The sequence below is a fragment of the Nocardia sp. NPDC005978 genome, from assembly GCF_040614455.1.
Lineage (GTDB): Bacteria > Actinomycetota > Actinomycetes > Mycobacteriales > Mycobacteriaceae > Nocardia.
Genome location: NZ_JBEXUS010000023.1, coordinates 26,090 through 45,851, shown reverse-complemented (window position 1 = coordinate 45,851; position 19,762 = coordinate 26,090). Strand labels below are relative to the sequence as shown.

Below are 19,762 nucleotides of genomic sequence, written 5' to 3'. Positions count from 1 at the left end.
GGCGGCCAGTGAATGATTTCCACGATATCGCTGGAGATCACACATTTCGGGCAGATCGTAATGTTCCGGTGTTTATTCGGAGAAAGTTTCAGGCGGCGTAGTCGACGGGGTCGCTCGGGTCGTCCAGGTCGACATCGGAAACATGTGCGGCATTGGTAGATTCGGCCACATCGAACACCAGCCAGCCGTCGGCGTTCCAGCGGCCGCGCGTACCGGTCGGATAGATTCGGCCATCGGGGGCAAAGGGATCCGCGAGCGCGGCGATGCCGGACTCGGCCGCCAGTGCCGCGCCGCCGAGATATACGTCCCCGCTCACGCCGGGCGCGCACAGGCCCAGGGCGTCGTCGAGCACCAGCACCCGCGCGCCGGGGATGGGACGCAGCCGCCCGGTGCCGTCCAGCGGGCCGCGCGCGGCGATGCCCGCGTATTCCGGTGCGGTGTACGCGAATCCGGCCACCGATCCCGGCGCGACGGCGCCGAGCAGGCTGGAAAGAATTGCCGGGCAGCCGGTTCCGGTGATGTCCCAGCGCCGCACGGTCGGCAGCGCCGGGGCGGGCCGGTCCGCCAGCGCGGCCAGGGTCCGGGCCTCGGCCACCACGTGCGTCGCCGCGCAGGTGGAGATGAGTTCGGCCAGGGCGATGGGATCGTTGCGCTGGGCGGTGGTGGCCAGCACCAGCGTGGCGCCGTCGGCCAGCGCGGCCAGCAGTTCCACCGCGGCATCCGCGCAGTCCCAGGCCGTGGCGAACAGGCGCACGTCGGCCGAGCCGTAGGCGGGATCCACCCGTCCCGAGCGGCAGTCCGCGACCACGGCCCGCCGGTCGTCGGCGGCGGCGGCCAGGGCGTCCGGGGTGAGTGCGATGTCGGAGGAGCCCAGGATCAGCACCGAATCGGCCGCGGCGGCTGCCGCGATGTCGCAGAACAGCCGGGCCAGTCCGTCGAGCGAGGGGCCCGCGGTGCCGATCGCACCGCCGTCGAGGCTGCCGAACAGTTCGGCGTAGGTCAGGATGTGCCCGCCGTAGCGGACCGCGGTGCGCACCATGGGCACTCGCCGGCCGGATTCGATCAACTTGGTGACCGGGGGCACGTCGTAGAGCTCGACGCCATTGGCCCATTCGTCCACGAGCCGATGCCGCTCGACAGCGGACATGGCCGGCACCACTTGCTCCATCGCAATCATCCTCGGAACGAATACTTGATCAACAACTGCACAACGACTGCGCAACTACTTATGCAACCCTAACCTAACGGTTGTGGAACACGATAGGCAGACCTAACCGGAATCGAAGCGGCAACATGCTGCCGTGATCGGATTGATAATTAGGCTAGGCTCACCTCTGGCTCTTCCGTGCGGGATTGAGCTTTTCTACTAGGAGAGGTCCATCGATGAAGTCGGTCCGCAGTTCACGCGGTTGGACGCGGGCGGCCGTCGCCGCCCTCGCCGGCGCACTCACCCTCGGATTGGCCGCCTGCGGTAGCGGGTCGGACGAGGCCGGGGGCGGGGGCGAACCCGTCACCATCACCCACGCCCAGGGCGAAACCACCATCACCGGCGTGCCCGAGCGCGTCGTCACGCTCGGCAACCAGTGGCTCGACACCGCCCAGGTGCTGGGCGTGCAGCCGGTCGGGTACATCGACAACGTGGCCGTCGTCGGCAAGGGCGTCACACCCTGGGAGCCGGAGTCGCTGAAGCAGTCCAAGGCCCTGGACACCACCGGCAGCGTGGTCGAGCAGGTCGCGGCGCTGGCCCCGGACCTCATCCTGGTCGACGCCTTCCTCGCCGACGCCAAGATGTACGGCGATCTGTCCAAGGTCGCCCCGACCATCCCGGCGCTGTCCAAGGACGCTGTCGCGGCCTGGCAGGATCAGGTGAAGGCCCTCGGCAAGGTCCTGCACAAGGACGAGGCCGCGGAGAAGGTCGTCACCGACCTGAACACGCGGATCGAGGCCATCGGCAAGAAGAACCCGACCCTGGCCGGCAAGACCTTCGTCAGCAGCTGGCTCGCGAGCCCCGCGCAGCTCATGGTGCTCACCGACGCCAAGGATCCCTCCGCCACGCTGTTCACCCAGCAGGGCATGACCGTTCCGGCCGGGCTCGCCGCCAAGGGCGGCACCGGTGGTCGCCTGTCGCTCTCGCCCGAGCGCCTCGACGAGCTGAACGCCGATCTCGTGCTGGCCGGCTACTCGCCCGGCATGGACGAGAAGTGGAAGCAGCTCCCGGGCTACAACGAGCTGCCCGCGGTCAAGAAGAACTCCCTCGTCTTCCTGACCGTGCAGGAGATCACCGCGGTGAACCAGCCGACGCCGCTGTCGCTGCCCTACGTCCTGGACAAGCTGGAGCCGGCCTTCGCGAACGCCGCCAAGTAGCGTTTTTCGCGTAAGATCCGACGCTCCATCGCTTTTCGAAGGACCGCGGTCGTGTCGATTCCGCTCGAACACACCCGCTACGCGCTGCGTGCAGGTGCCACCCGACTCCTGATCCCGGGTGGCGCCCTGCTGCTGAATCCACCGCGCCAGGACAGACTCACCGGCCTGGCCCCGGCGCAGCGCGGGGTTGTCGAGTCCCTCGGCCCCGGTCCCTCGACGGCACGCGAACTTTCCGGCGGCACACCCTCTTCCGAGGTCACCGCCCTGCTCGACCGCCTCGCCGCGGACGGCTGGCTCACCATCACGGTCAGCGACATCGAGCGCGACTACTACACCCTGCGCCCCTTCGGCGTCCCGCCGACGGCCGGGACCGGGCTCGGGGTTGAGCGCTCCGGCGGCGCGGCGGCATCCTCACCGCAGACCGCGGGCGATATCGGCCGGACATCCGGTCCCGAGGCGGCTCCGTCCGGTCCGGGTGTGCGCGCCTCGGCCGCAGCTCCCGCCGCTGCCCCGGCGGTGCTGTCGAAATTCGCCCTCATGCACCGTGATTCGGATGGGCTCGTGCTCGAGCACCCCACCTCGTGGTGCGATATCCGGCTGCACGATCCGCGCCTGGCCGCGGTGATCGCCGGTGCGAACCCCGCCGAACTCGGCCTCCCCGCGACGATTTCGGCCCGGTTCGCCGCCGACCTCCGCCACGCGGGCTTCACCCTCGCCGATCCCGCCGCCGAGGAGTCGACCTTCACCACCCGTTCCTGGAGCGCCCCCGACCTGTGGTTCCACCGCCGCAGCACCCTCGGCCCGCGCACCCTGACCTGGGACGATTTCGGCCCCACCCGCTGGGCCGCAACGGAATTCCCGCCCCTTCCGGCCCGCAGACCGCCCTACCCCGCGCCCCCGATGGCCCTCCCGGTCCCCGACCTGGCCGCCCTGCGCGCCACCGACCCGCCCCTGGCCGCCGTCCTGGAGGACCGCCGTTCCCACCGCGCCTTCGACGATGCCGCCCCCCTCACCCTGCCCCAACTGGCCGAGCTCCTGTACCGCACATCCCGGACCCGCTCGGTCGAAACCACCCCCGCCGGTGACGAACTCCCGTCCCGCCCCTACCCCTCGGGCGGCAGCGTCCACGAACTAGAGCTCTACCCCGTGGTCCGCCACGTCACCGGCCTACCCCCCGCGATGTACCACTACGACTCCCACACCCACGCTCTCCACGAGGTGGCCCCCGCCGATTCCCCCGCGGTCCGCCGCCTCCTGACCACGGCCACGGCGACCTTGACCGCCGCTGCCATGCCCCAACTCCTGCTGGTCCTGGCCGCCCGCGCGGGCCGCGCGATGTGGACCTACGAACAGGTCGCCTACGCCAACACCCTGAAACACGCAGGCGTCCTGACCCAAACCCTCTACCTGGCCGCCACCGCCATGAACCTCGGCGCCGTGGCCCAGGCGTTCACCGACACCGCCGCCTTCGCCACCGCCACCGGCGTCGACGAGCTGGAGGAATGCCCGGTGGGCAGCATGGTCATCGGCAGCATCGGCCGATGACCGCCCGGGTGCGACGGCATCTGTCGGACGGGGCTGGGAGCATCGGGGCATGAAAGTAGTCGGGGATGATGTTCGGGCGGCGGCGCTTGCGCTGCCGCAGGTTCGAGAGCTGTTCGAGTGGGAGATGCCCACGTTCCGGGTCGCGAAGAAGCTGTTTCTGACGCTGCCGGACGGGGAGACCTCGATGGCGGTCAAGTGCCCGATCGCGGAGCGGAACGAGCTGGTGCTGGCCGAGCCGAAGAAGTTCTGGGTCGCCGCGCACGAGGCGGGCGGGGCGTGGGTCCGGGTGCGGCTCGAAGCGCTCGACGATCTCGACGAGCTGGCGGCCATCGTGCTGGATTCGTGGCGGCAGGCCGCGTCGCCGAAACTGCTGGAGGAGTTCGCCGATCGGTGAGGCGCGGACGCTGCCGCGCCTCACCGGGACGCGCTAGAGCGAGGCCCGCTTGTCCGGGGCCAGGAACAGCTTGTCGCTCTCGACCACCCCGAAGGTGGTGTAGAACTCCGGCAGGTTCCGCACGATCTGGTTGCAGCGGAACTCGTTGGGGGAGTGGGTGTCGGTGAGCAGTTCGGCGGTGATCTCGGGGGTCTGGACCTGCCGCCACCCGCGCGCGTAGGACAGGAACAGATCCCGGAAGTCGGGATTCGCGTTGCCCTCCCGCTGCTCGGCCACCCGGTAGGCGGCCAGCGCGATCTGCAATCCGCGCAGGTCCGCCAGGTTCTCACCGAGCGTCAGCTTGCCGTCGACGTGCTCGTTGGGCTCCAGCCCCTCGGGCACGAGCACGTTGTACTGATCCACCAGCTTCTGCGCGGTCGCGTCGAACGCCGCCCGATCGGCCGCGGTCCACCAGTCCCGCAGATTGCCGTCCCCGTCGTACTTGGAACCCTGATCGTCGAAACCGTGCCCGATCTCGTGCCCGATGGTCGTGCCGATCCCGCCGTAATTCACCGCGCGCGTGGCATTCACATCGAAATTGGGCGACTGCAAATACGCTGCGGGGAAAACGATTTCATTGTTCGGCGGCGAATAGTAGGCATTCACCGTCTGCGGGCTCATTCCCCATTCGCCCTTGTCCACCGGCTTGCCCAGCCGATCATTGGCGCGCCGGGATTCGAACGCCGACATGGCGAGCATCGATTCGACCAGCTTGCCCCGGGTGATGGTGAGCTTGGAGTAGTCCTCCCACTTATCCGGGTACCCGATCTTGACCCGCATCTTGTCCAGCTTGGCCAGTGCGGCGTCCTTGGTGGCCTGGGTCATCCACGTCGAATTCCGGAAGTCCTCGCGGTAGGCGGCGAACAGATCGTCCACCATGCGCTTGATCTCGTCCTTGGCCTCGGGCGGGAAATGCTTGTCCACGTACAGCTTTCCGAGCTGCTCGCCGAGCATGTCGTTGACCGTGGACACCCCGTACTTCCAGCGGTCGGGCCGCTCCTGCTGCCCGGCCATGACGGTGCCGAAGAAGTCGAAGTTGGCGTCGTTGATCTTCTGCGGCAGGTACTTCGCGAACCCGCGCACCAGCGAGATCTTCAAATACTCACGCCAGATCGCGATGTCGACCTCGCTCCACAGCCGCGCCGCCGCCGGAATGTACGACGGCTGCCCGACCACGATGTCCGCGAACAGCTCCTTGGGCCGGTCGGAATTGCCCAGCAGCCACGGCTCCCAGTCGAAACCCTTACCGAGCTCGGTCAATTGGGTCCAGGTCATGCGGTTGTAGGTGGCGTTGGCGTCGCGCAGGCGTACGCGATCCCAGTGCTCGGCCGCGATCCTGGTCTCCAGGTCGAACACCCGCTGTGCGATGCCGGCCGCGTCCGCGAAACCCGCTCCGGCGGCGATCTTTTCGAGATACACCCGGTAGGCGGCCCGCTTCTCCGCGTGCTCGGGCTTGCTGTAGTAGTCCTGCTCCAGCCCGATGCCCGACTGCCACACCGAGGGGACGTAGCTGTCGGAATCCTTGCGGTCGATGCCGATGCTCAGCGAAACCAGCCCGCCCAGCGGCAGTTCCCCCATGACCCGCGCCAACTCCGGCTTGCCGGCCGTCTTGTCGATCTTGTCGAACAACCCCTGCAACGGCGTGATGCCGAGCTTCTCGATGGTGTCCCAGTCCACGCGCGCGTCGTACAGATCGCGAATCTGCTGCGCCTCGGAGCCCGGCGCCGCATCGGCCGGGATGCCGTCAATGATGGCCCGCAACTGATCCTGGGTGCGCTCGGCGATCTCCCCGGTGGTTCCGTAGGCCACCTTGTCCGGCGGCAGCTTGTACTCGCGCAGCCACTTCCCGTTGACGTGGCGGTACAGGTCGTCCTGCGGCCGCACCACCGCATCGGCCCCGGACACGTCCGGTCCGGTCAGCGCGCGCGGCGCCTCGTCCTTCGAGCAGGAAGCGAGCGCGGCCGCGGCCGGAACCAGCCCCAGGGCGATGAGAAAAGCACGGCGGTCGATCCGCGCCGGACTCGACGAACTCACGTGTGGAACCCTCCCGGTAGCCGAATTGCTGGCTCGAGGCTACCGGGGATACGGGAACCGCGTCAGAGAGTCACGCGCTGGTCGGGCGCCAGGTACAGCTTGTCGCCCTCGTGCACGCCGTAGGTGTCGTAGAACTCGGCGAGATTGCGCACCACCTGGTTGCATCGGAACTCGGCGGGGGAGTGCGGATCGTTCGCGATCTGATTCTCGAGCGCCTCGGTCGTCATCTCGGTGCGCCAGGTCCGGCCCCACGACTCGAACATGGGCCGGAAGTCCGGCTTGTCTTTGCCATCTCGCTGCTGAACCAGCCGGTAGGCCGCCAGCGAGATCTCGAGTCCGCGCAGATCGGCCAGATTCTCCCCGACGGTGAGTTCGCCGTTCACGTGCTGATCGGCGGGCAACCCCTGCGGCACCAGCGCGTTGTACTGCGCGATGAGCTGTTTGGTCTTGGCCTCGAAGGCCGCCTTGTCCGCCGGTGTCCACCAATCCTTCAGATTGCCGTCGCCGTCGTACTTGGAGCCCTGATCGTCGAAGCCGTGCCCGATCTCGTGCCCGATGACCGCACCGCCCGCGCCGTAGTTGACCGCGGCCTGCGCGTCCGGATCGAAGAACGGCGGTTGCAGGAACGCCGCGGGGAACACGATCTCGTTGGCGGCCGGGTTGTAATAGGCGTTCACCGTCTGCGGCGGCATGCCCCATTCGGTCTTGTCGACCTTGGTGCCGAGCCGGTCGAACATGCGGCGCGCATCGAATTCGTTTGCCGCGATGAGGGATTCGACGAGCCTGCCGCGCGTGACGGTCAGCTTCGAGTAGTCCTCCCACTTGTCCGGGTACCCGATCTTGGCGTCGATCTTGTCCAGCTTCACGATCGCGGCGTCGCGGGTCGGCGGCGACATCCAGTTCGACGTGCGGAAGTTCTCCCGGTAGGCGGACTTGAGATCGTCCACCATAGCCAGCGCCTGCTTCTTGGCCGACGGCGGAAAGTGCTTGTCCACGTACATTTTTCCGAGCGCCTCGCCCACGGTGCCGTTGACCGTCGCGATGCCGGACTTCCACAGTTCGGGCCGCTGCTGCAAACCCGCCATCTGCCTACCGAAGAAGTCGAAGTACGGATCGGAGATGCTCTTGGGCAGGTTGTTCGCGAATTCGCGCACCAGTCCCAGCTTCAGATAGTCCTTCCAGAGCGCGAGATCGGTCTCGGCCCACAGCCCCGCCGCGCCGGTGACGAACGAGGGCTCCCCCACGTTCACGGTGGCGAACAGGTCCTTCGGCCGCTCGGTGCTGCCGGTGAGCCAGGGGTCCCAATCGAATTGCGGTCCGAGCGCGACCATGTCCGCCCAGCTCATCGGATTGTTGGTGGCGTCGGTGTCGCGGGTGCGGACGTTGTCCCAGTGGAATCCGGCGATCCGCGATTCCAGATCCACGACGCGATCGGCCAGCGCGTCCGGATCCGCGAACCCCGCGCCGGCGGCCATCTTGCGCATGCACGCGCGGTATCCGGCGAGCTGTTCGGCGTTCTCGGGTTTGCGGTAGTACTGCTCACCCAGTCCGAGCCCCGCCTGCATGACGAACGGCTGATAGGCATTGGAATCGGATGGGTTCGCGCCCACACCCAGCCCGATCAACCCCACCCCCGGCAGCGCTCCCATCACCTGGGCCAGCTCCGGCTTGCCCGCGGCCAACTCGATCCGTTCGAACAGCCCGCGCAGCGGTGTCATACCGAGCTGCTCGATCTCGGTCAGATCCATCCGCCCGTCGTACAGATCGCGGATCCGCTGCTCGTCGGTGTTCTTGCCCGGGTTGTGGATGCCCTCCACGATCTCCCGCAGCTGTCCCTCGACCCGGTCGTTGACCTCGTCGAAGGTCCCGAACGACACCTTGTCCGGCGGCAGCTTGTACTCGTCGAGCCACTTGCCGTTGACGAACCGGTACAGATCGTCCTGCGGCCGGATCGCCGCGTTCGACCCCGACATATCGGGCCCGACCAGCGCCTTCTGCTGATCATCGGGAGAACACGCGGGCAGCAGCGCCGTGGCCGGCAGCACCCCCAGCGCGATCAGGAACCTACGGCGATCGAGAGCGAAGGGGCGCTCATCACTCAACGCGAATCTCCTCTACCGGGGAAAACGGCCATTGCTGGGACGTTGCCGAATCGACGCTAGTGGCTGACCCTGAGCGAGAGCTGAATCACCGCGTTCCCCGGCTTGTCCCGGTCCCGCACCCCGATTTCACTCCTACCTGCGGCTTGGCTACACTTGACCGGTTGCCTGCGGGACCTGTACCCGCAATCCGGCCGCGAACCCCCGGTGGTCGATCGGTTTCCGATCGTGATAACCGCAGGTAGGCGCGCGTTCCGGTGGGTAACTGACCATGCTCGTCGGGTCGGCAATCCGGCGCGCATTTCGTCCAGGTCTAGGAGGAGCTGAAGTGATTCAGCAGGAGTCGCGACTGCGCGTCGCCGACAACACGGGTGCCAAGGAGATTCTCTGCATCCGCGTTCTCGGTGGTTCGGCGCGTCGCTATGCCGGTATCGGTGACATCATCGTCGCCACCGTGAAGGACGCCATCCCCGGTGGCAACGTCAAGAAGGGCGAGGTCGTCAAGGCCGTCGTCGTGCGCACCGTCAAGGAGCGTCGTCGCCCGGACGGCTCGTACATCAAGTTCGACGAGAACGCCGCGGTGCTGATCAAGCCGGACAACGATCCGCGCGGCACCCGCATCTTCGGCCCGGTCGGCCGTGAGCTGCGTGAGAAGAAGTTCATGAAGATCGTTTCGCTCGCTCCGGAGGTGCTCTGACCATGAAGGTGCACAAGGGCGATACCGTGATCGTCGTTTCGGGCAAGGACAAGGGCGCCAAGGGCAAGGTCATCACGGCCTACCCGGCGACCGGCAAGGTCCTGGTCGAGGGCGTCAACCGGATCAAGAAGCACGTCGCGAACTCCGCGAACCAGCGTGGCGCCAGCTCGGGCGGCATCGTCACCCAGGAAGCGCCGATCCAGGCCTCCAACGTGATGGTCGTCGACTCCGATGGCAACCCGACCCGCGTCGGCTACCGCACGGATGAGAACGGCAAGCGCGTTCGCATCTCCCGTCGCAACGGGAAGGACATCTGAGATGACTTCTACTGAGAACAAGGTGCAGCCGCGCCTGAAGGCGCGCTACCGCGCCGAGATCAAGGACGCGCTGCAGAGCGAGTTCAACTACGACAACGTGATGCAGATCCCGGGCGTCGTGAAGGTCGTCGTGAACATGGGTGTCGGCGACGCCGCCCGTGACGCGAAGCTGATCAACGGTGCGGTCGCCGACCTCACCCTGATCACCGGCCAGAAGCCCGAGATCCGCAAGGCGACCAAGTCGATCGCGCAGTTCAAGCTGCGTGAGGGCATGCCGATCGGCGCGAAGGTCACCCTTCGTGGCGACCGCATGTGGGAGTTCCTGGATCGCCTGATCTCCATCGCGCTGCCCCGTATCCGCGACTTCCGCGGCCTGTCGCCGAAGCAGTTCGACGGCAACGGCAACTACACCTTCGGCCTCTCGGAGCAGTCGATGTTCCACGAGATCGACGTGGACAAGATCGACCGTCCGCGTGGTATGGACATCACCGTGGTGACGACCGCGACCAACAACGAAGAAGGTCGCGCCCTGCTCAAGCACCTCGGCTTCCCGTTCAAGGAGAACTGAGAATGGCCAAGAAAGCCCTCGTCAACAAGGCCAACGCCAAGCCGAAGTTCGCGGTGCGCGCCTACACCCGTTGCCAGCGCTGCGGTCGCCCGCACGCTGTCTACCGCAAGTTCGGCCTGTGCCGCATCTGCCTGCGCGAGATGGCCCACCGCGGCGAACTCCCGGGCGTGCACAAGTCGTCCTGGTGACGTAGTCCCTTCGGGGACAGCACATCTGAATCAGTGAAAGCCCTCCCGAGTCCGCTCGGGAGGGCTTTCGCCGTGCTGGTGGAGTCACACCGCGATCAGCGTGAGCAATGGCTCCAGGTCTTTGAAATCGTCGGCGTTGCGAGTGAACAGTGGAAGGTCGTTCGCCGACGCGATGGCGGCGATCATCAGGTCCATTCGGCGTGGCTTGGGGCTACGGCCGGACGCGACAACAAGTTTCGACATCGAGGTGAATCGTCGCGCCGACGCCGTGCAGAACGGGAGCGCGTCGAAACCGTGCTCGATCGCCAGTAGCCGCTCGGTCCGCAACGCCAGTGCCGTGGGTGTCGACGCGAGTGCGATTCCGAGACCCAATTCCGCGAGGGTGACCGTGCAGATCTTCGCGCGCACCGGCAGTTCGGCATCGTCGATGGTTTCGAGGTCGATGAGAACGCAGGTGTCGAGCAGCCCCTCCGGAAATCGGCCGGTTGGTGTCGGCTCAGTCATCGAGTCGATCCTCGCCGAAGACTGCGTCGATCTCCGCCCGCTCCTCCGCTCCGCTGCCGCTGCGTCCGATACGCGCCAGCACGGCCTTGAGTTCGGTGACCGTCAGATCGCGGGTCGGGGCGATCGGCCGCAGCTCGCCGACGGGCCGTCCGTTTCGGGTGATGACAAAGTCCTCACCGGCTTCCAGGGCGTCCATCACACCGGCGCTGCCGTTGCGCAGCTCGGCTTGGGTGATAGTACGGGTCATCCCCCCAGGATAGCTTCGGGTGCTATCTCTTGCTATATGGTTTGGCGGGTTCCGCAACTGGTTGACGGGCGGTCCGAAATCTGTGCCGAGACCGTGAGACCGGCTCGGCGCGACATTGGATGGCGAGGCCGTAAGTTTCGCCTTTTTTCGGTGGGTGTATGGCACCCCAACTTTCGTTGACATACAAAGTTCTGCCCCCAAAATTGCCGGGGCACAACATATTTCAAATATCGGCGATGCATTTTCCTGGAACGCTATGGTGCGCTGACTCCGATATCCGGGGGCTGGGAGGTTGGAAAATGCAGAAGATAATGACGTTCTTGGGTGCCGCCGCCGTTGCGGGCGCCGCGGTTCTCGCCGGCACGGGAACGGCGAACGCCTACTACCCCTACGACGTCGAACTGGGCAGCTGCTACGGGTACCTCGACACCAAGATCACCGGCAACGCCGACGAAGCCCGGGCCGTAGGCCGCCAGGACTGGTTCGAACAGAGCGGCATCTGCCGCTTCTGGCTCGAGCGCAAAACCCCCGACTACGCCTACAAACGCGTCAGCGACGTCTACACCTCTCCCTCCGGCCTCGATGTGAAGCGCACCGGCTGGCACTGGAACGGGTCCCCGAGCGACAGCGTCCTGTCCCGCGTCTGCGTCAAGAACGTCTCGACCAACCAGACCAAGTGCGGCACCGGCCACTAGCCGTTCGACCCCGACGATGATGGCCCGGTCCCGCAGCGCTGGGTCGATCTCGTCACTGGCGCCCGGCCCGTGATGAACTTTTAACGACAGCGCCGACCCGATGGTCCGACCATGTCCTGGAACCGGACGATTCGGTACGCGGCCTATGCTCTCCTCCGACGAGAGGAGACACATATGCGTATCGGCATTCTGCTCAACGAGGGCCGTGGCCCCGACGCTCTGACGCGCCTCACCGACGAGGTCGCTGCAGCCGCCGCGGACGGCTTCGCCTCGGCCTGGTTGCCGCATATCTTCGGTCTGGACGCGCTCACCGCCCTCGCGGTCGCGGGCAGCCGGGTCCCCGGTATCGAGCTGGGCCCCGCGGTCGTCCCCACCTACCCGCGCCACCCGGCCGCCCTGGCCCAGCAGGCCCGCACCACCGCCCTCGCGCTGGGCCCGAACCGCCTGACCCTCGGCATCGGCCTGTCCCACAAGATCGTCATCGAGAACATGTTCGGCCTCGACTACGACCGCCCCGCCCGCCACATGCGCGAGTACCTCGAGGTCCTGACCCCGCTGCTGGCCGGCCAACCCGTCTCCTTCGAAGGCGAGACCCTCCGCGCGAACGTGGCCCTGTCCACCCCCGCCGAAGGCGAGATCCCGGTCCTGCTGGCGGCTCTCGGCCCCCACATGCTCAAACTCGCGGGCCGCGCCACCGCGGGCACCATCCTCTGGATGACCGGCCCCACCACCATCGCCGACCACATCGCCCCCCTGATCAGCGAAGCGGCCGCCACCGCGAACCGCCCCGCCCCCCGAATCGTCTGCAACCTCCCCATCTGCGTAACCGACGACCCGGTCCCCGCCCGCGAAGCGGCAGGCAAGGCCTTCGCGGTCTACAACACCCTCCCCTCCTACCGCGCCATGATGGACCGAGAAGGCGCCTCCGGCCCCGCAGACCTCGCCGTGATCGGCACCGAGGATCAGGTAGCGGCCCAGCTGGCCACCATCGCCGCTTCCGGCGCAACGGATTTCGTCGCCAGCGTCTACACCCGCGACGACACCCGAACCCGAAAGTTTCTCTCCGACTACGCCTCCGGCACAAAGTCGTAGTCGAACAACCAAAATTCGCCCCTGCTGCTTACTCTTCGAGCAGCACGGGCGATTCCACCTCGTTCCGCGGCCGCGAATACCCGCAATCCCGGCCTCCGGGAACGCCCGCGCCCATTCTCGGCCCCGGTGTTGGTTCGTGTGCTCGCGGAGCCCGTCGGCGTGGTGCGAGCACCGGCAATCGGCGGCTCGATCCCCGAGCCCTCCGCGAAGGGCGCGGTGCGCCGCGACACGACCGATGAACCGCCGCGCGTGACGACTCGCCGGGTGCAGCAACTATTCAGTTGACCATCAGTCGGAATCGGGCACTCGCTCAGGGGATCTCCCTGATACTGGGGTGATGGCACAGCCGGGTGATGGTCGGTTCAACGGGAACTCGGAGCCCACGAGCGCGGGGCAGCGGGCGGGTGGGGGAGCGAAGGCGCTGGGAATCGTCGTGGTGGGAGCCGGTATCGCGGGACTCGCTGCGGCGCAGGCGCTTCGGAAACTCGGCCACACGGTGACGATCGTCGAAGCGCGGGACCGGATCGGGGGGCGGATCTGGACCGACGCCGACGGCGTGGATCTGGGCGCGCATTGGATCCACGGCACCGAGGGCAACCCGCTCACCGAGCTGGTGGAGCGGCTCGAGATACCGTTCAGCTACGTCGGCGGGGACAGTTCGTACACCGGCGGATTCGACAGCCTGACCCTGTTCGGGCCGGACGGCATCGTCACCACCCCGACGGCGAAGTCCCGCACCCTGGCCCTGGCCGACCAGGTGTTGCACGAACTCGAACAGCGGGCCGAGATCGCCCGCCGGCGCGGGCATCCGGACATGTCGCTGGCGAGCGTCCTGGACGAGATCCTCGCCGCGGGCGAGCATTCCGCGCAGGACGAGCAGGCCATCAGATACCACCTGAACGTGATCCTGCGCGAGGACGTCGCCGAGGACCCCGCCCGCCTGTCCTTCAAGTACTGGGAGGACGGCTACCGCGTCTACGGCTACGGCGACAGCATCCTGCACGGCGGGTACCACGCGGTCATCGCCTCCCTCGCCGAGGGCGCGACGGTGGAACTCGGCACCCCGGTCCGTCGAATAGCGCTGAGCGACAGCCACGTCCGTGTGATCACGGACGACAAGGTGCACGAGGCGGACAAGGTCCTGATCACCGTCCCGCTCGGCGTCCTGAAATCCGGCGACGTCCTGTTCGACCCGCCCCTGCCCGACCGCAAACAACAGGCCCTGACCCGCCTCGGCTTCGGCACCCTGAACAAAATCGCCCTGCACTACGACGAAAGGTTCTGGCCCGCAGAGCAATACGTCTTCGGCTACCTCTGCCGCGAGACCGCGAGCTATCCCACCGTCGTGATCAGCATGTGGAAATCGCACGGCAGGCCGATCCTGGTCCTGCTGCTGGGCGCGTCCCTGGGCAGGGACATGGAATCCTGGCCCGACGCACAGGTACACGACTACGCGACCACGGTTGTGAACGACATCTTCGGCGCGAATACCCCAGCACCGAAACACATTTCACGCACCGCCTGGAACTCGGACCCCTACGCCCGCGGCGCGTACGCCTGCATCGGCGTGGACGCTTCCCCGCGCGATCTGGACATCCTCGCCGAGCCCATCGCCGACCGCCTCTACTTCGCCGGCGAGGCCACCAACAGCTACCACTGGGGCTGCGTGCACAGCGCCTACGAATCCGGCCTGCGCGAGGCCGCTCGCATGGCGAACGACTCCTCGCTCTACAGCCCGCCCGCCACCGAGACCGCCCGCCGCCAGCGCCGCGACATCGACCGCATGAAACGCTTCGCCCGCATGCGCATCAGCCACCTGAGCCACGCGCAGATCCGCGAGCGCATGTCCTGCCTCGCCGACGGCATCGACCCCTTCGGCGTCCGCCTCTTCGCGCCCCTGGTCGACACCGATCTGGAAACCCTCGCCTCGATGTTCGACGAAATCACCTACGAACCGGGCGATTCCATCTGCAAGGAGGACGACCCCGCACACGGCGTCTACGTCATCGCCGAGGGTGAGGTGGAGATCGATTTCGGCGGCGTCTACGAACGCGCGATCATGTCCCGCGGCGCGGTCCTGGGCAGCCACGACCTGTTCTTCGACGCCAGAACGGCCACCGTCACCGCACACACCCCGGTCCGCCTCTACTACCTGGACCACTACCGCTACAAAACGTTCCTCTACGCCTTCCCCGACGTCATGATGATGATGCTCACCGACTTCGTCACCCGCTGGGAGCAACTCGAAGACGTCCTGGGCGCGGCGACCTTGGCCGGCGCCCGCCGAATCATCCAGAGCCGCCGCGCACCCGTCGCCGAGTCCTGAGTTCGCGCACCCCGAAGTACCGATCGAGCGAACACGACTCCCCGAGCCAAGACCCGAATCCCCGCACCCACCCGGTAAGTTGCGCGCCGGGGGTGATCGATGGGCCCCATGACGTCCGAGGGGGACCCGATGATCCGACGCCTGGCCGCAGCCGCCCTGCCGCTATTCCTGCTGGCGGCCTGCGCCGACGACCAATCCCCGACACGCCCGGCCGGATTCTGGTTTACAGCTCCGCGGAACGACGAGATCCGCCTCGAGGCCCTCGACCGCGCCCGAGCCGTCGACCCCTGCGCGCTGGTTCCGCGCGCAGAGTTGGAGAAGATCGCCCCGATCCGCTCGGTGGAGAACGACGATCGGGATTCCTGTGAAGCCGAACTGGGTTCGGCGGAGGCGAACAAGGGAATCGAGCTCGACTGGGCGGTCGTCTTCGCAACCGTGCAGGAGGGCGCGAAGAGCGCGAAGACCACCATCGCGGGTACGGATGTCCTGCTCGCGGGCGACAAGGACAACATCCCCGAGGACCAGTTCGCCAAGCTCGTCCAGCGAAACTGCACCGCCACAGCCCAATTCCCGGCCGGCGCCGCGCTGATGCTCTTCGTCACCACCCCGCTCGGCACCGAACCCTGTGACCTGGGCGAGAAAGTACTGGGCACCGCGATCGCGGAATTTCTGAAGGAACCGGCCCGCGGCACCTCACCCGACACCGCCGCCACGGTGCTCGACGCGACCGCCGACCCGTGCGACGTGCTGCCGCAGCTGGGCGTCACCGTGAACGCCGCCGACCGTCGCATGCGAACCTGCGACTTCACCTACAAGGGTGACGAGATCTCCCTGCGCTACGAATACGACGAGCGCGACACCATCCCCGGCCACGACGGACCACCGCTCGATTTGGGCGGCAGCTACCCCGTGTACCGGGATGTCTCCGGCGACGACCCCGATGACTTCCACTTCTATACGGCCGTCATCGGCCCCGAGATCAACCCGGCGACCGCGGATCCGACCTTCGGTCCCCGCGTGCCGACGGTCAGCGTGACCGGCAAGAACGACGAGGTCCTCACCGAAGTCCTACGCCGCACGCTGACCCTGTTCCCCTGAACCACCAACGACACGCCCGGCCTCAGCGCACTCTTTCCGCCCGTGCCAGCCCCACCAATTGAGGCTATGTGGAGCATGTGATTTTCACTACTGTTTCCCGGGGCTGGTCGCGGTGATCGGCCCAGGGAGGAAGTGATGTTCAAGCTGGCAGTGAAAACCGTTGGCGCGGTGTGCTTTGCGGCATTCGTACTGCCTGGGGTGCTGGCCCCGGCGGCCTCCGCGTACGTCTCCTCGATCAAGGTCGCCGCGCGGGACAACACCGACTGCACGGTGGCGGTGGGGGACTGCCGCATCTACGTCACCGTCAAAGGAGACGACGTACACGACCCGATAACCGTCAAGGTCGACGACGTCGCGCTGGGGGAATGCCCGATCAAGCATGCGGGCAAGGACTATCTGAAATGCGAGCTGAGCTGGTCACCGGCGGCGAACGGAACGTACGTCATCTCCGCGACCCGGGGCACGCGCACCGAATCGGTGACCCTGAACATCCCGGGCCGGGTGGAGCAGGACGTGGCAACGGGCTCCGCCGACTGGCTCGGCAGACTCGGGACCGGCTCACTGGGTTAGCGATCTCGGCGCCCGATCGCGATCGCGAGCTCACACCCACCCCGATTTTGCGTGCTCAGAGCGCTTGTCTACACTGAACCGGTTGCCTGGGCACATCTATGTCCGCACGCGTCGTCGTCGCGGCGTTGCTCCAGGCCACAAGCGAATTGATCCGGTCGGGCAATCCCGGCTGGACCGCCCCGAATTGTCGTAGGCCCACGACCGCCGATCTCAGACGGTGCTGGATGGGAACCGCGGCGAGAAAGGTAACGGTCAACCCATGACCATGACTGATCCAATCGCAGACTTCTTGACCCGTCTGCGCAACGCCAACTCGGCGTACCACGATCAGGTGAAGGCTCCCCACTCGAAGATCAAGGTGAACATCGCCGAGATCCTCAAGCGTGAGGGCTACATCTCTGATTACCGCATCGAAGACGCTCAGGTCGGCAAGGCCATCGTCGTCGACCTCAAGTACGGCCCGAGCCGTGAGCGCAGCCTGCAGGGCGTGCGTCGCGTCTCCAAGCCCGGTCTGCGTGTGTACGCGAAGTCCACCAACCTGCCCAAGGTGCTCGGCGGCCTCGGCGTGGCGATCATCTCCACGTCCGCTGGTCTGCTCACGGACCGTCAGGCCAAGCAGCAGAGTGTAGGCGGGGAAGTCCTCGCCTACGTCTGGTAAGGGAGGTAGGAACAATGTCGCGTATCGGTAAGAAGCCGATCCCGGTTCCCGCCGGCGTCGAGGTGTCCATCGACGGCCAGAACATCGCGGTCAAGGGTCCCAAGGGCACCCTGTCGCATGTTATCGCCGAGCCGATCACCGTCGCCCGCGCAGAGTCCGGCGAGCTCGAGGTCGTTCGTCCGAACGACGAGCGTCAGAATCGCGCCCTTCACGGCCTGACCCGCACCTTGGTCTCCAACATGATCGAGGGCGTCACCAAGGGCTACGAGAAGAAGATGGAGATCTTCGGCGTCGGTTACCGCGTGCAGGCCAAGGGCTCGAACCTCGAGTTCGCCCTGGGCTACAGCCACCCGGTCCCGATCGAGGCTCCCGAGGGCATCACCTTCGCGGTCGAGGCTCCCACCAAGTTCTCGGTGTCGGGTATCGACAAGCAGAAGGTCGGCCAGATTGCCGCGGTGATCCACGGCCTGCGCAAGCCCGACCCGTACAAGGGCAAGGGCATCCGCTACGCCGGCGAGGTCGTTCGCCGCAAGGTCGGAAAGACGGGTAAGTAAGCCATGGCACAAACCGAAAACCAGAAGCTGAAGCGTAAGCCGAAGGGCACCGACGCTTCGACTCGTCGTCGTTTGTCCAAGACGCGCCGGCACTTCCGTCTGCGCAAGAAGATCGAAGGCACCACCGTGCGCCCGCGCCTGGTGGTCAACCGCTCGGCTCGCCACATCCACGCTCAGCTGATCGACGACTCGGTGGGCAAGACCATCGCGTACGCGTCGACCATCGAGGCCGATGTGCGCGCCGTCGAGGGTGACAAGTCCGCCAAGGGCGCCAAGGTCGGCGAGCTCATCGCCGCCCGCGCCAAGGCTGCCGGCATCGAGGCGGTCGTGTTCGACCGTGGTGGTCACGACTACCACGGCCGTATCGCGGCGCTCGCGGATGCCGCCCGTGAAGGTGGGCTGAAGTTCTGATGATCAACACTGCAAACGGAAGGAACGTCTGATGCCGGGACGTCAGCGGCGTGACGGCGGAAACAACGGTCCCGCCGGACAGAACAACGGACCTGGCGGCAACGACCGCGACAACCGTGGCCGTGGCCGCGGCGACCGTCGCGATCAGCAGCAGGCCGAGAAGAGCAACCAGCTCGAGCGCGTAGTCGCGATCAACCGCGTCTCCAAGGTCGTGAAGGGTGGTCGTCGCTTCAGCTTCACCGCCCTCGTGATCGTCGGTGACGGCAACGGTCTGGTCGGCGTCGGCTACGGCAAGGCCAAGGAAGTTCCCGCGGCCATCCAGAAGGGTGTCGAGGAGGCTCGCAAGAGCTTCTTCCGCGTCCCGATGATCGGCTCCACCATCACTCACCCGGTTCAGGGTGAGGCGGCGGCCGGTGTCGTCATGCTGCGTCCGGCTTCGCCCGGTACCGGTGTGATCGCCGGTGGCGCGGCTCGCGCCGTGCTGGAGTGCGCTGGTATCCACGACATTCTGGCCAAGTCGCTCGGTAGCGACAACGCCATCAACGTCGTGCACGCCACCGTTGCTGCCCTCAAGATGCTGCAGCGCCCCGAAGAGGTTGCCGCCCGCCGCGGTCTGCCGATCGAGGATGTTGCACCTGCGGGCATGCTGCGTGCGCGTGCGGGACAGGGAGTCTGACATGGCAGATCTCAAAGTGACCCAGACCAAGAGCTCCATTGGCGCCCTGCGTAACCAGCGCGAGTCGCTGCGGACCCTCGGCCTGCGTGGCATTCGCCAGACTGTCGTCCGCGAGGACAACGCGCAGAACCGCGGTCTGATCAACGTCGTGCGCCACCTCGTTCAGGTTGAGGAGGTTTAAGCATGACCATCAAGTTGCACCACCTGCGTCCTGCCCCCGGTTCCAAGACCGAGAAGACCCGTGTGGGTCGCGGTGAAGGTTCCAAGGGTAAGACCGCGGGCCGTGGTACCAAGGGTACGAAGGCTCGCAAGAACGTTCCGGTCCGCTTCGAGGGCGGGCAGATGCCGATCCACATGCGTCTGCCCAAGCTGAAGGGCTTCAAGAACCCGTTCCGCACCGAGTACCAGGTCGTGAACGTGTCCGATATCGCCCGTCTGTTCCCCGAGGGCGGCACCATCGGCAAGGCAGAGCTGGTCGCCTCCGGCCTCGTTCGCAAGAACGAGCTCGTGAAGGTGCTCGGCGAGGGCGAAATCGGTGTGGCCGTTCAGGTCTCCGCCGACAAGTTCTCCGGCTCGGCCACCGAGAAGATCACCGCTGCCGGTGGCTCCGCCACCGTCCTCGGCTGATCTTGCCGAGCGACCTGCAAGCAGTCGCTACGGATCGGTAATCTAGTTTCAGCGACACC

General features: G+C 66.6%; 23 protein-coding genes. 18 read left to right on the top strand and 5 right to left on the bottom strand.

Annotation, left to right across the window (positions count from 1 at the left end; translation table 11 throughout):
• Positions 1-88: 88 nt before the first annotated feature.
• The gene (locus tag ABZ319_RS13315; RefSeq protein ID WP_354986633.1) at positions 89-1,168 is read right to left on the bottom strand and encodes an AMP-binding protein; all 1,080 of its coding nucleotides are present in this window, start codon (positions 1,166-1,168) and stop codon (positions 89-91) included.
• A gap of 215 nt (positions 1,169-1,383) precedes the next feature.
• Here ABZ319_RS13315 and ABZ319_RS13310 point away from each other — a divergent pair, with 215 nt between their 5' ends.
• From ABZ319_RS13310 to ABZ319_RS13300, 3 genes are read left to right on the top strand one after another with little or no spacing between them, the layout of a single operon-like run.
• Positions 1,384-2,364 carry an ABC transporter substrate-binding protein gene (locus ABZ319_RS13310; RefSeq protein WP_354986632.1) on the top strand — a complete coding sequence of 327 codons (981 nt, stop codon included), beginning with the start codon at positions 1,384-1,386 and terminating at the stop codon, positions 2,362-2,364.
• Between the two features lie 51 nt (positions 2,365-2,415).
• Positions 2,416-3,909 (top strand): SagB family peptide dehydrogenase, encoded by a 1,494-nt coding sequence (locus ABZ319_RS13305; protein ID WP_354986631.1) that lies wholly within the window; start codon positions 2,416-2,418, stop codon positions 3,907-3,909.
• 49 nt (positions 3,910-3,958) lie between these two features.
• Positions 3,959-4,303 (top strand): MmcQ/YjbR family DNA-binding protein, encoded by a 345-nt coding sequence (locus ABZ319_RS13300; protein ID WP_354986630.1) that lies wholly within the window; start codon positions 3,959-3,961, stop codon positions 4,301-4,303.
• Positions 4,304-4,336: 33 nt separating this feature from the next.
• Here ABZ319_RS13300 and ABZ319_RS13295 read toward each other — a convergent pair whose 3' ends face one another.
• Entirely contained in the window at positions 4,337-6,376 is a 2,040-nt protein-coding gene (locus ABZ319_RS13295; protein WP_354986629.1) for a M13 family metallopeptidase, read from the bottom strand.
• A 62-nt stretch (positions 6,377-6,438) separates the two neighbouring features.
• Positions 6,439-8,478 (bottom strand): M13 family metallopeptidase, encoded by a 2,040-nt coding sequence (locus ABZ319_RS13290; RefSeq protein ID WP_354986628.1) that lies wholly within the window; start codon positions 8,476-8,478, stop codon positions 6,439-6,441.
• A gap of 325 nt (positions 8,479-8,803) precedes the next feature.
• On the opposite strand from ABZ319_RS13290, the gene rplN reads away from it, so the two are divergent.
• The 4 genes from rplN to ABZ319_RS13270 are packed head-to-tail and all read left to right on the top strand — an operon-like array spanning position 8,804 to position 10,245.
• Complete coding sequence (gene rplN / locus ABZ319_RS13285) at positions 8,804-9,172, top strand: 50S ribosomal protein L14 (RefSeq protein ID WP_354986627.1); 369 nt, start codon at positions 8,804-8,806, stop codon at positions 9,170-9,172.
• Positions 9,173-9,174: 2 nt separating this feature from the next.
• Positions 9,175-9,489, top strand: coding sequence for a 50S ribosomal protein L24 (gene rplX / locus ABZ319_RS13280; RefSeq protein WP_354986626.1), 315 nt, complete (start codon positions 9,175-9,177; stop codon positions 9,487-9,489).
• A gap of 1 nt (position 9,490) precedes the next feature.
• A complete protein-coding gene (gene rplE, locus ABZ319_RS13275) occupies positions 9,491-10,057 on the top strand; it encodes a 50S ribosomal protein L5 (protein ID WP_354986625.1) in 567 nt (188 codons plus the stop codon).
• A gap of 2 nt (positions 10,058-10,059) precedes the next feature.
• Positions 10,060-10,245 carry a type Z 30S ribosomal protein S14 gene (locus tag ABZ319_RS13270; protein ID WP_067695781.1) on the top strand — a complete coding sequence of 62 codons (186 nt, stop codon included), beginning with the start codon at positions 10,060-10,062 and terminating at the stop codon, positions 10,243-10,245.
• A gap of 84 nt (positions 10,246-10,329) precedes the next feature.
• Here the strand turns inward: ABZ319_RS13270 and ABZ319_RS13265 are convergent, their stop codons facing one another.
• Both ABZ319_RS13265 and ABZ319_RS13260 read right to left on the bottom strand, forming a co-directional pair.
• A complete protein-coding gene (locus ABZ319_RS13265; RefSeq protein WP_354986624.1) occupies positions 10,330-10,749 on the bottom strand; it encodes a type II toxin-antitoxin system VapC family toxin in 420 nt (139 codons plus the stop codon).
• The gene (locus ABZ319_RS13260) at positions 10,742-10,996 is read right to left on the bottom strand and encodes a type II toxin-antitoxin system prevent-host-death family antitoxin (RefSeq protein WP_354986623.1); all 255 of its coding nucleotides are present in this window, start codon (positions 10,994-10,996) and stop codon (positions 10,742-10,744) included. Before ABZ319_RS13260 ends, ABZ319_RS13265 begins: the two co-directional genes overlap by 8 nt.
• 311 nt (positions 10,997-11,307) lie before the next feature.
• Between ABZ319_RS13260 and ABZ319_RS13255 the strand changes: the two genes are divergently transcribed.
• The 11 genes from ABZ319_RS13255 (at position 11,308) to rplO (ending at position 19,703) form a co-directional block, all read left to right on the top strand.
• The gene (locus tag ABZ319_RS13255) at positions 11,308-11,691 is read left to right on the top strand and encodes a hypothetical protein (protein WP_354986622.1); all 384 of its coding nucleotides are present in this window, start codon (positions 11,308-11,310) and stop codon (positions 11,689-11,691) included.
• 174 nt (positions 11,692-11,865) lie between these two features.
• Complete coding sequence (locus ABZ319_RS13250) at positions 11,866-12,783, top strand: LLM class F420-dependent oxidoreductase (RefSeq protein ID WP_354986621.1); 918 nt, start codon at positions 11,866-11,868, stop codon at positions 12,781-12,783.
• A gap of 337 nt (positions 12,784-13,120) precedes the next feature.
• Entirely contained in the window at positions 13,121-15,109 is a 1,989-nt protein-coding gene (locus ABZ319_RS13245; RefSeq protein ID WP_354986620.1) for an FAD-dependent oxidoreductase, read from the top strand.
• 129 nt (positions 15,110-15,238) lie between these two features.
• The gene (locus tag ABZ319_RS13240) at positions 15,239-16,207 is read left to right on the top strand and encodes a hypothetical protein (protein WP_354986619.1); all 969 of its coding nucleotides are present in this window, start codon (positions 15,239-15,241) and stop codon (positions 16,205-16,207) included.
• A gap of 135 nt (positions 16,208-16,342) precedes the next feature.
• A complete protein-coding gene (locus ABZ319_RS13235; protein ID WP_354986618.1) occupies positions 16,343-16,777 on the top strand; it encodes a hypothetical protein in 435 nt (144 codons plus the stop codon).
• Between the two features lie 259 nt (positions 16,778-17,036).
• Complete coding sequence (gene rpsH / locus ABZ319_RS13230) at positions 17,037-17,435, top strand: 30S ribosomal protein S8 (RefSeq protein WP_354986617.1); 399 nt, start codon at positions 17,037-17,039, stop codon at positions 17,433-17,435.
• Positions 17,436-17,449: 14 nt separating this feature from the next.
• Complete coding sequence (gene rplF / locus ABZ319_RS13225) at positions 17,450-17,989, top strand: 50S ribosomal protein L6 (protein ID WP_354986616.1); 540 nt, start codon at positions 17,450-17,452, stop codon at positions 17,987-17,989.
• 3 nt (positions 17,990-17,992) lie between these two features.
• Complete coding sequence (gene rplR, locus ABZ319_RS13220) at positions 17,993-18,400, top strand: 50S ribosomal protein L18 (RefSeq protein WP_354986615.1); 408 nt, start codon at positions 17,993-17,995, stop codon at positions 18,398-18,400.
• A 31-nt stretch (positions 18,401-18,431) separates the two neighbouring features.
• On the top strand, positions 18,432-19,076 hold the full coding sequence (gene rpsE, locus ABZ319_RS13215) for a 30S ribosomal protein S5 (RefSeq protein WP_354986614.1): 645 nt from the start codon (positions 18,432-18,434) through the stop codon (positions 19,074-19,076).
• Position 19,077: 1 nt separating this feature from the next.
• Positions 19,078-19,257 (top strand): 50S ribosomal protein L30, encoded by a 180-nt coding sequence (gene rpmD, locus ABZ319_RS13210; RefSeq protein WP_153809684.1) that lies wholly within the window; start codon positions 19,078-19,080, stop codon positions 19,255-19,257.
• Between the two features lie 2 nt (positions 19,258-19,259).
• On the top strand, positions 19,260-19,703 hold the full coding sequence (rplO, locus tag ABZ319_RS13205; protein WP_354986613.1) for a 50S ribosomal protein L15: 444 nt from the start codon (positions 19,260-19,262) through the stop codon (positions 19,701-19,703).
• Positions 19,704-19,762 lie beyond the last annotated feature (59 nt).

What these genes read in the sequence shown, in the direction of transcription:
- ABZ319_RS13315 (WP_354986633.1), bottom strand. Translation starts at nt 1,168, where the DNA reads ATGGAGCAAGTGGTGCCGGCCATGTCCGCTGTCGAGCGGCATCGGCTC.
- rplF (WP_354986616.1), top strand. Translation starts at nt 17,450, where the DNA reads ATGTCGCGTATCGGTAAGAAGCCGATCCCGGTTCCCGCCGGCGTCGAG.
- rplE (WP_354986625.1), top strand. Translation starts at nt 9,491, where the DNA reads ATGACTTCTACTGAGAACAAGGTGCAGCCGCGCCTGAAGGCGCGCTAC.
- rpmD (WP_153809684.1), top strand. Translation starts at nt 19,078, where the DNA reads ATGGCAGATCTCAAAGTGACCCAGACCAAGAGCTCCATTGGCGCCCTG.
- ABZ319_RS13300 (WP_354986630.1), top strand. Translation starts at nt 3,959, where the DNA reads ATGAAAGTAGTCGGGGATGATGTTCGGGCGGCGGCGCTTGCGCTGCCG.
- ABZ319_RS13310 (WP_354986632.1), top strand. Translation starts at nt 1,384, where the DNA reads ATGAAGTCGGTCCGCAGTTCACGCGGTTGGACGCGGGCGGCCGTCGCC.
- rplR (WP_354986615.1), top strand. Translation starts at nt 17,993, where the DNA reads ATGGCACAAACCGAAAACCAGAAGCTGAAGCGTAAGCCGAAGGGCACC.
- rplO (WP_354986613.1), top strand. Translation starts at nt 19,260, where the DNA reads ATGACCATCAAGTTGCACCACCTGCGTCCTGCCCCCGGTTCCAAGACC.
- ABZ319_RS13265 (WP_354986624.1), bottom strand. Translation starts at nt 10,749, where the DNA reads ATGACTGAGCCGACACCAACCGGCCGATTTCCGGAGGGGCTGCTCGAC.
- ABZ319_RS13245 (WP_354986620.1), top strand. Translation starts at nt 13,121, where the DNA reads ATGGCACAGCCGGGTGATGGTCGGTTCAACGGGAACTCGGAGCCCACG.
- rpsH (WP_354986617.1), top strand. Translation starts at nt 17,037, where the DNA reads ATGACCATGACTGATCCAATCGCAGACTTCTTGACCCGTCTGCGCAAC.
- ABZ319_RS13260 (WP_354986623.1), bottom strand. Translation starts at nt 10,996, where the DNA reads ATGACCCGTACTATCACCCAAGCCGAGCTGCGCAACGGCAGCGCCGGT.
- ABZ319_RS13235 (WP_354986618.1), top strand. Translation starts at nt 16,343, where the DNA reads ATGTTCAAGCTGGCAGTGAAAACCGTTGGCGCGGTGTGCTTTGCGGCA.
- ABZ319_RS13255 (WP_354986622.1), top strand. Translation starts at nt 11,308, where the DNA reads ATGACGTTCTTGGGTGCCGCCGCCGTTGCGGGCGCCGCGGTTCTCGCC.
- ABZ319_RS13270 (WP_067695781.1), top strand. Translation starts at nt 10,060, where the DNA reads ATGGCCAAGAAAGCCCTCGTCAACAAGGCCAACGCCAAGCCGAAGTTC.
- ABZ319_RS13250 (WP_354986621.1), top strand. Translation starts at nt 11,866, where the DNA reads ATGCGTATCGGCATTCTGCTCAACGAGGGCCGTGGCCCCGACGCTCTG.
- ABZ319_RS13240 (WP_354986619.1), top strand. Translation starts at nt 15,239, where the DNA reads ATGATCCGACGCCTGGCCGCAGCCGCCCTGCCGCTATTCCTGCTGGCG.
- rplX (WP_354986626.1), top strand. Translation starts at nt 9,175, where the DNA reads ATGAAGGTGCACAAGGGCGATACCGTGATCGTCGTTTCGGGCAAGGAC.
- rpsE (WP_354986614.1), top strand. Translation starts at nt 18,432, where the DNA reads ATGCCGGGACGTCAGCGGCGTGACGGCGGAAACAACGGTCCCGCCGGA.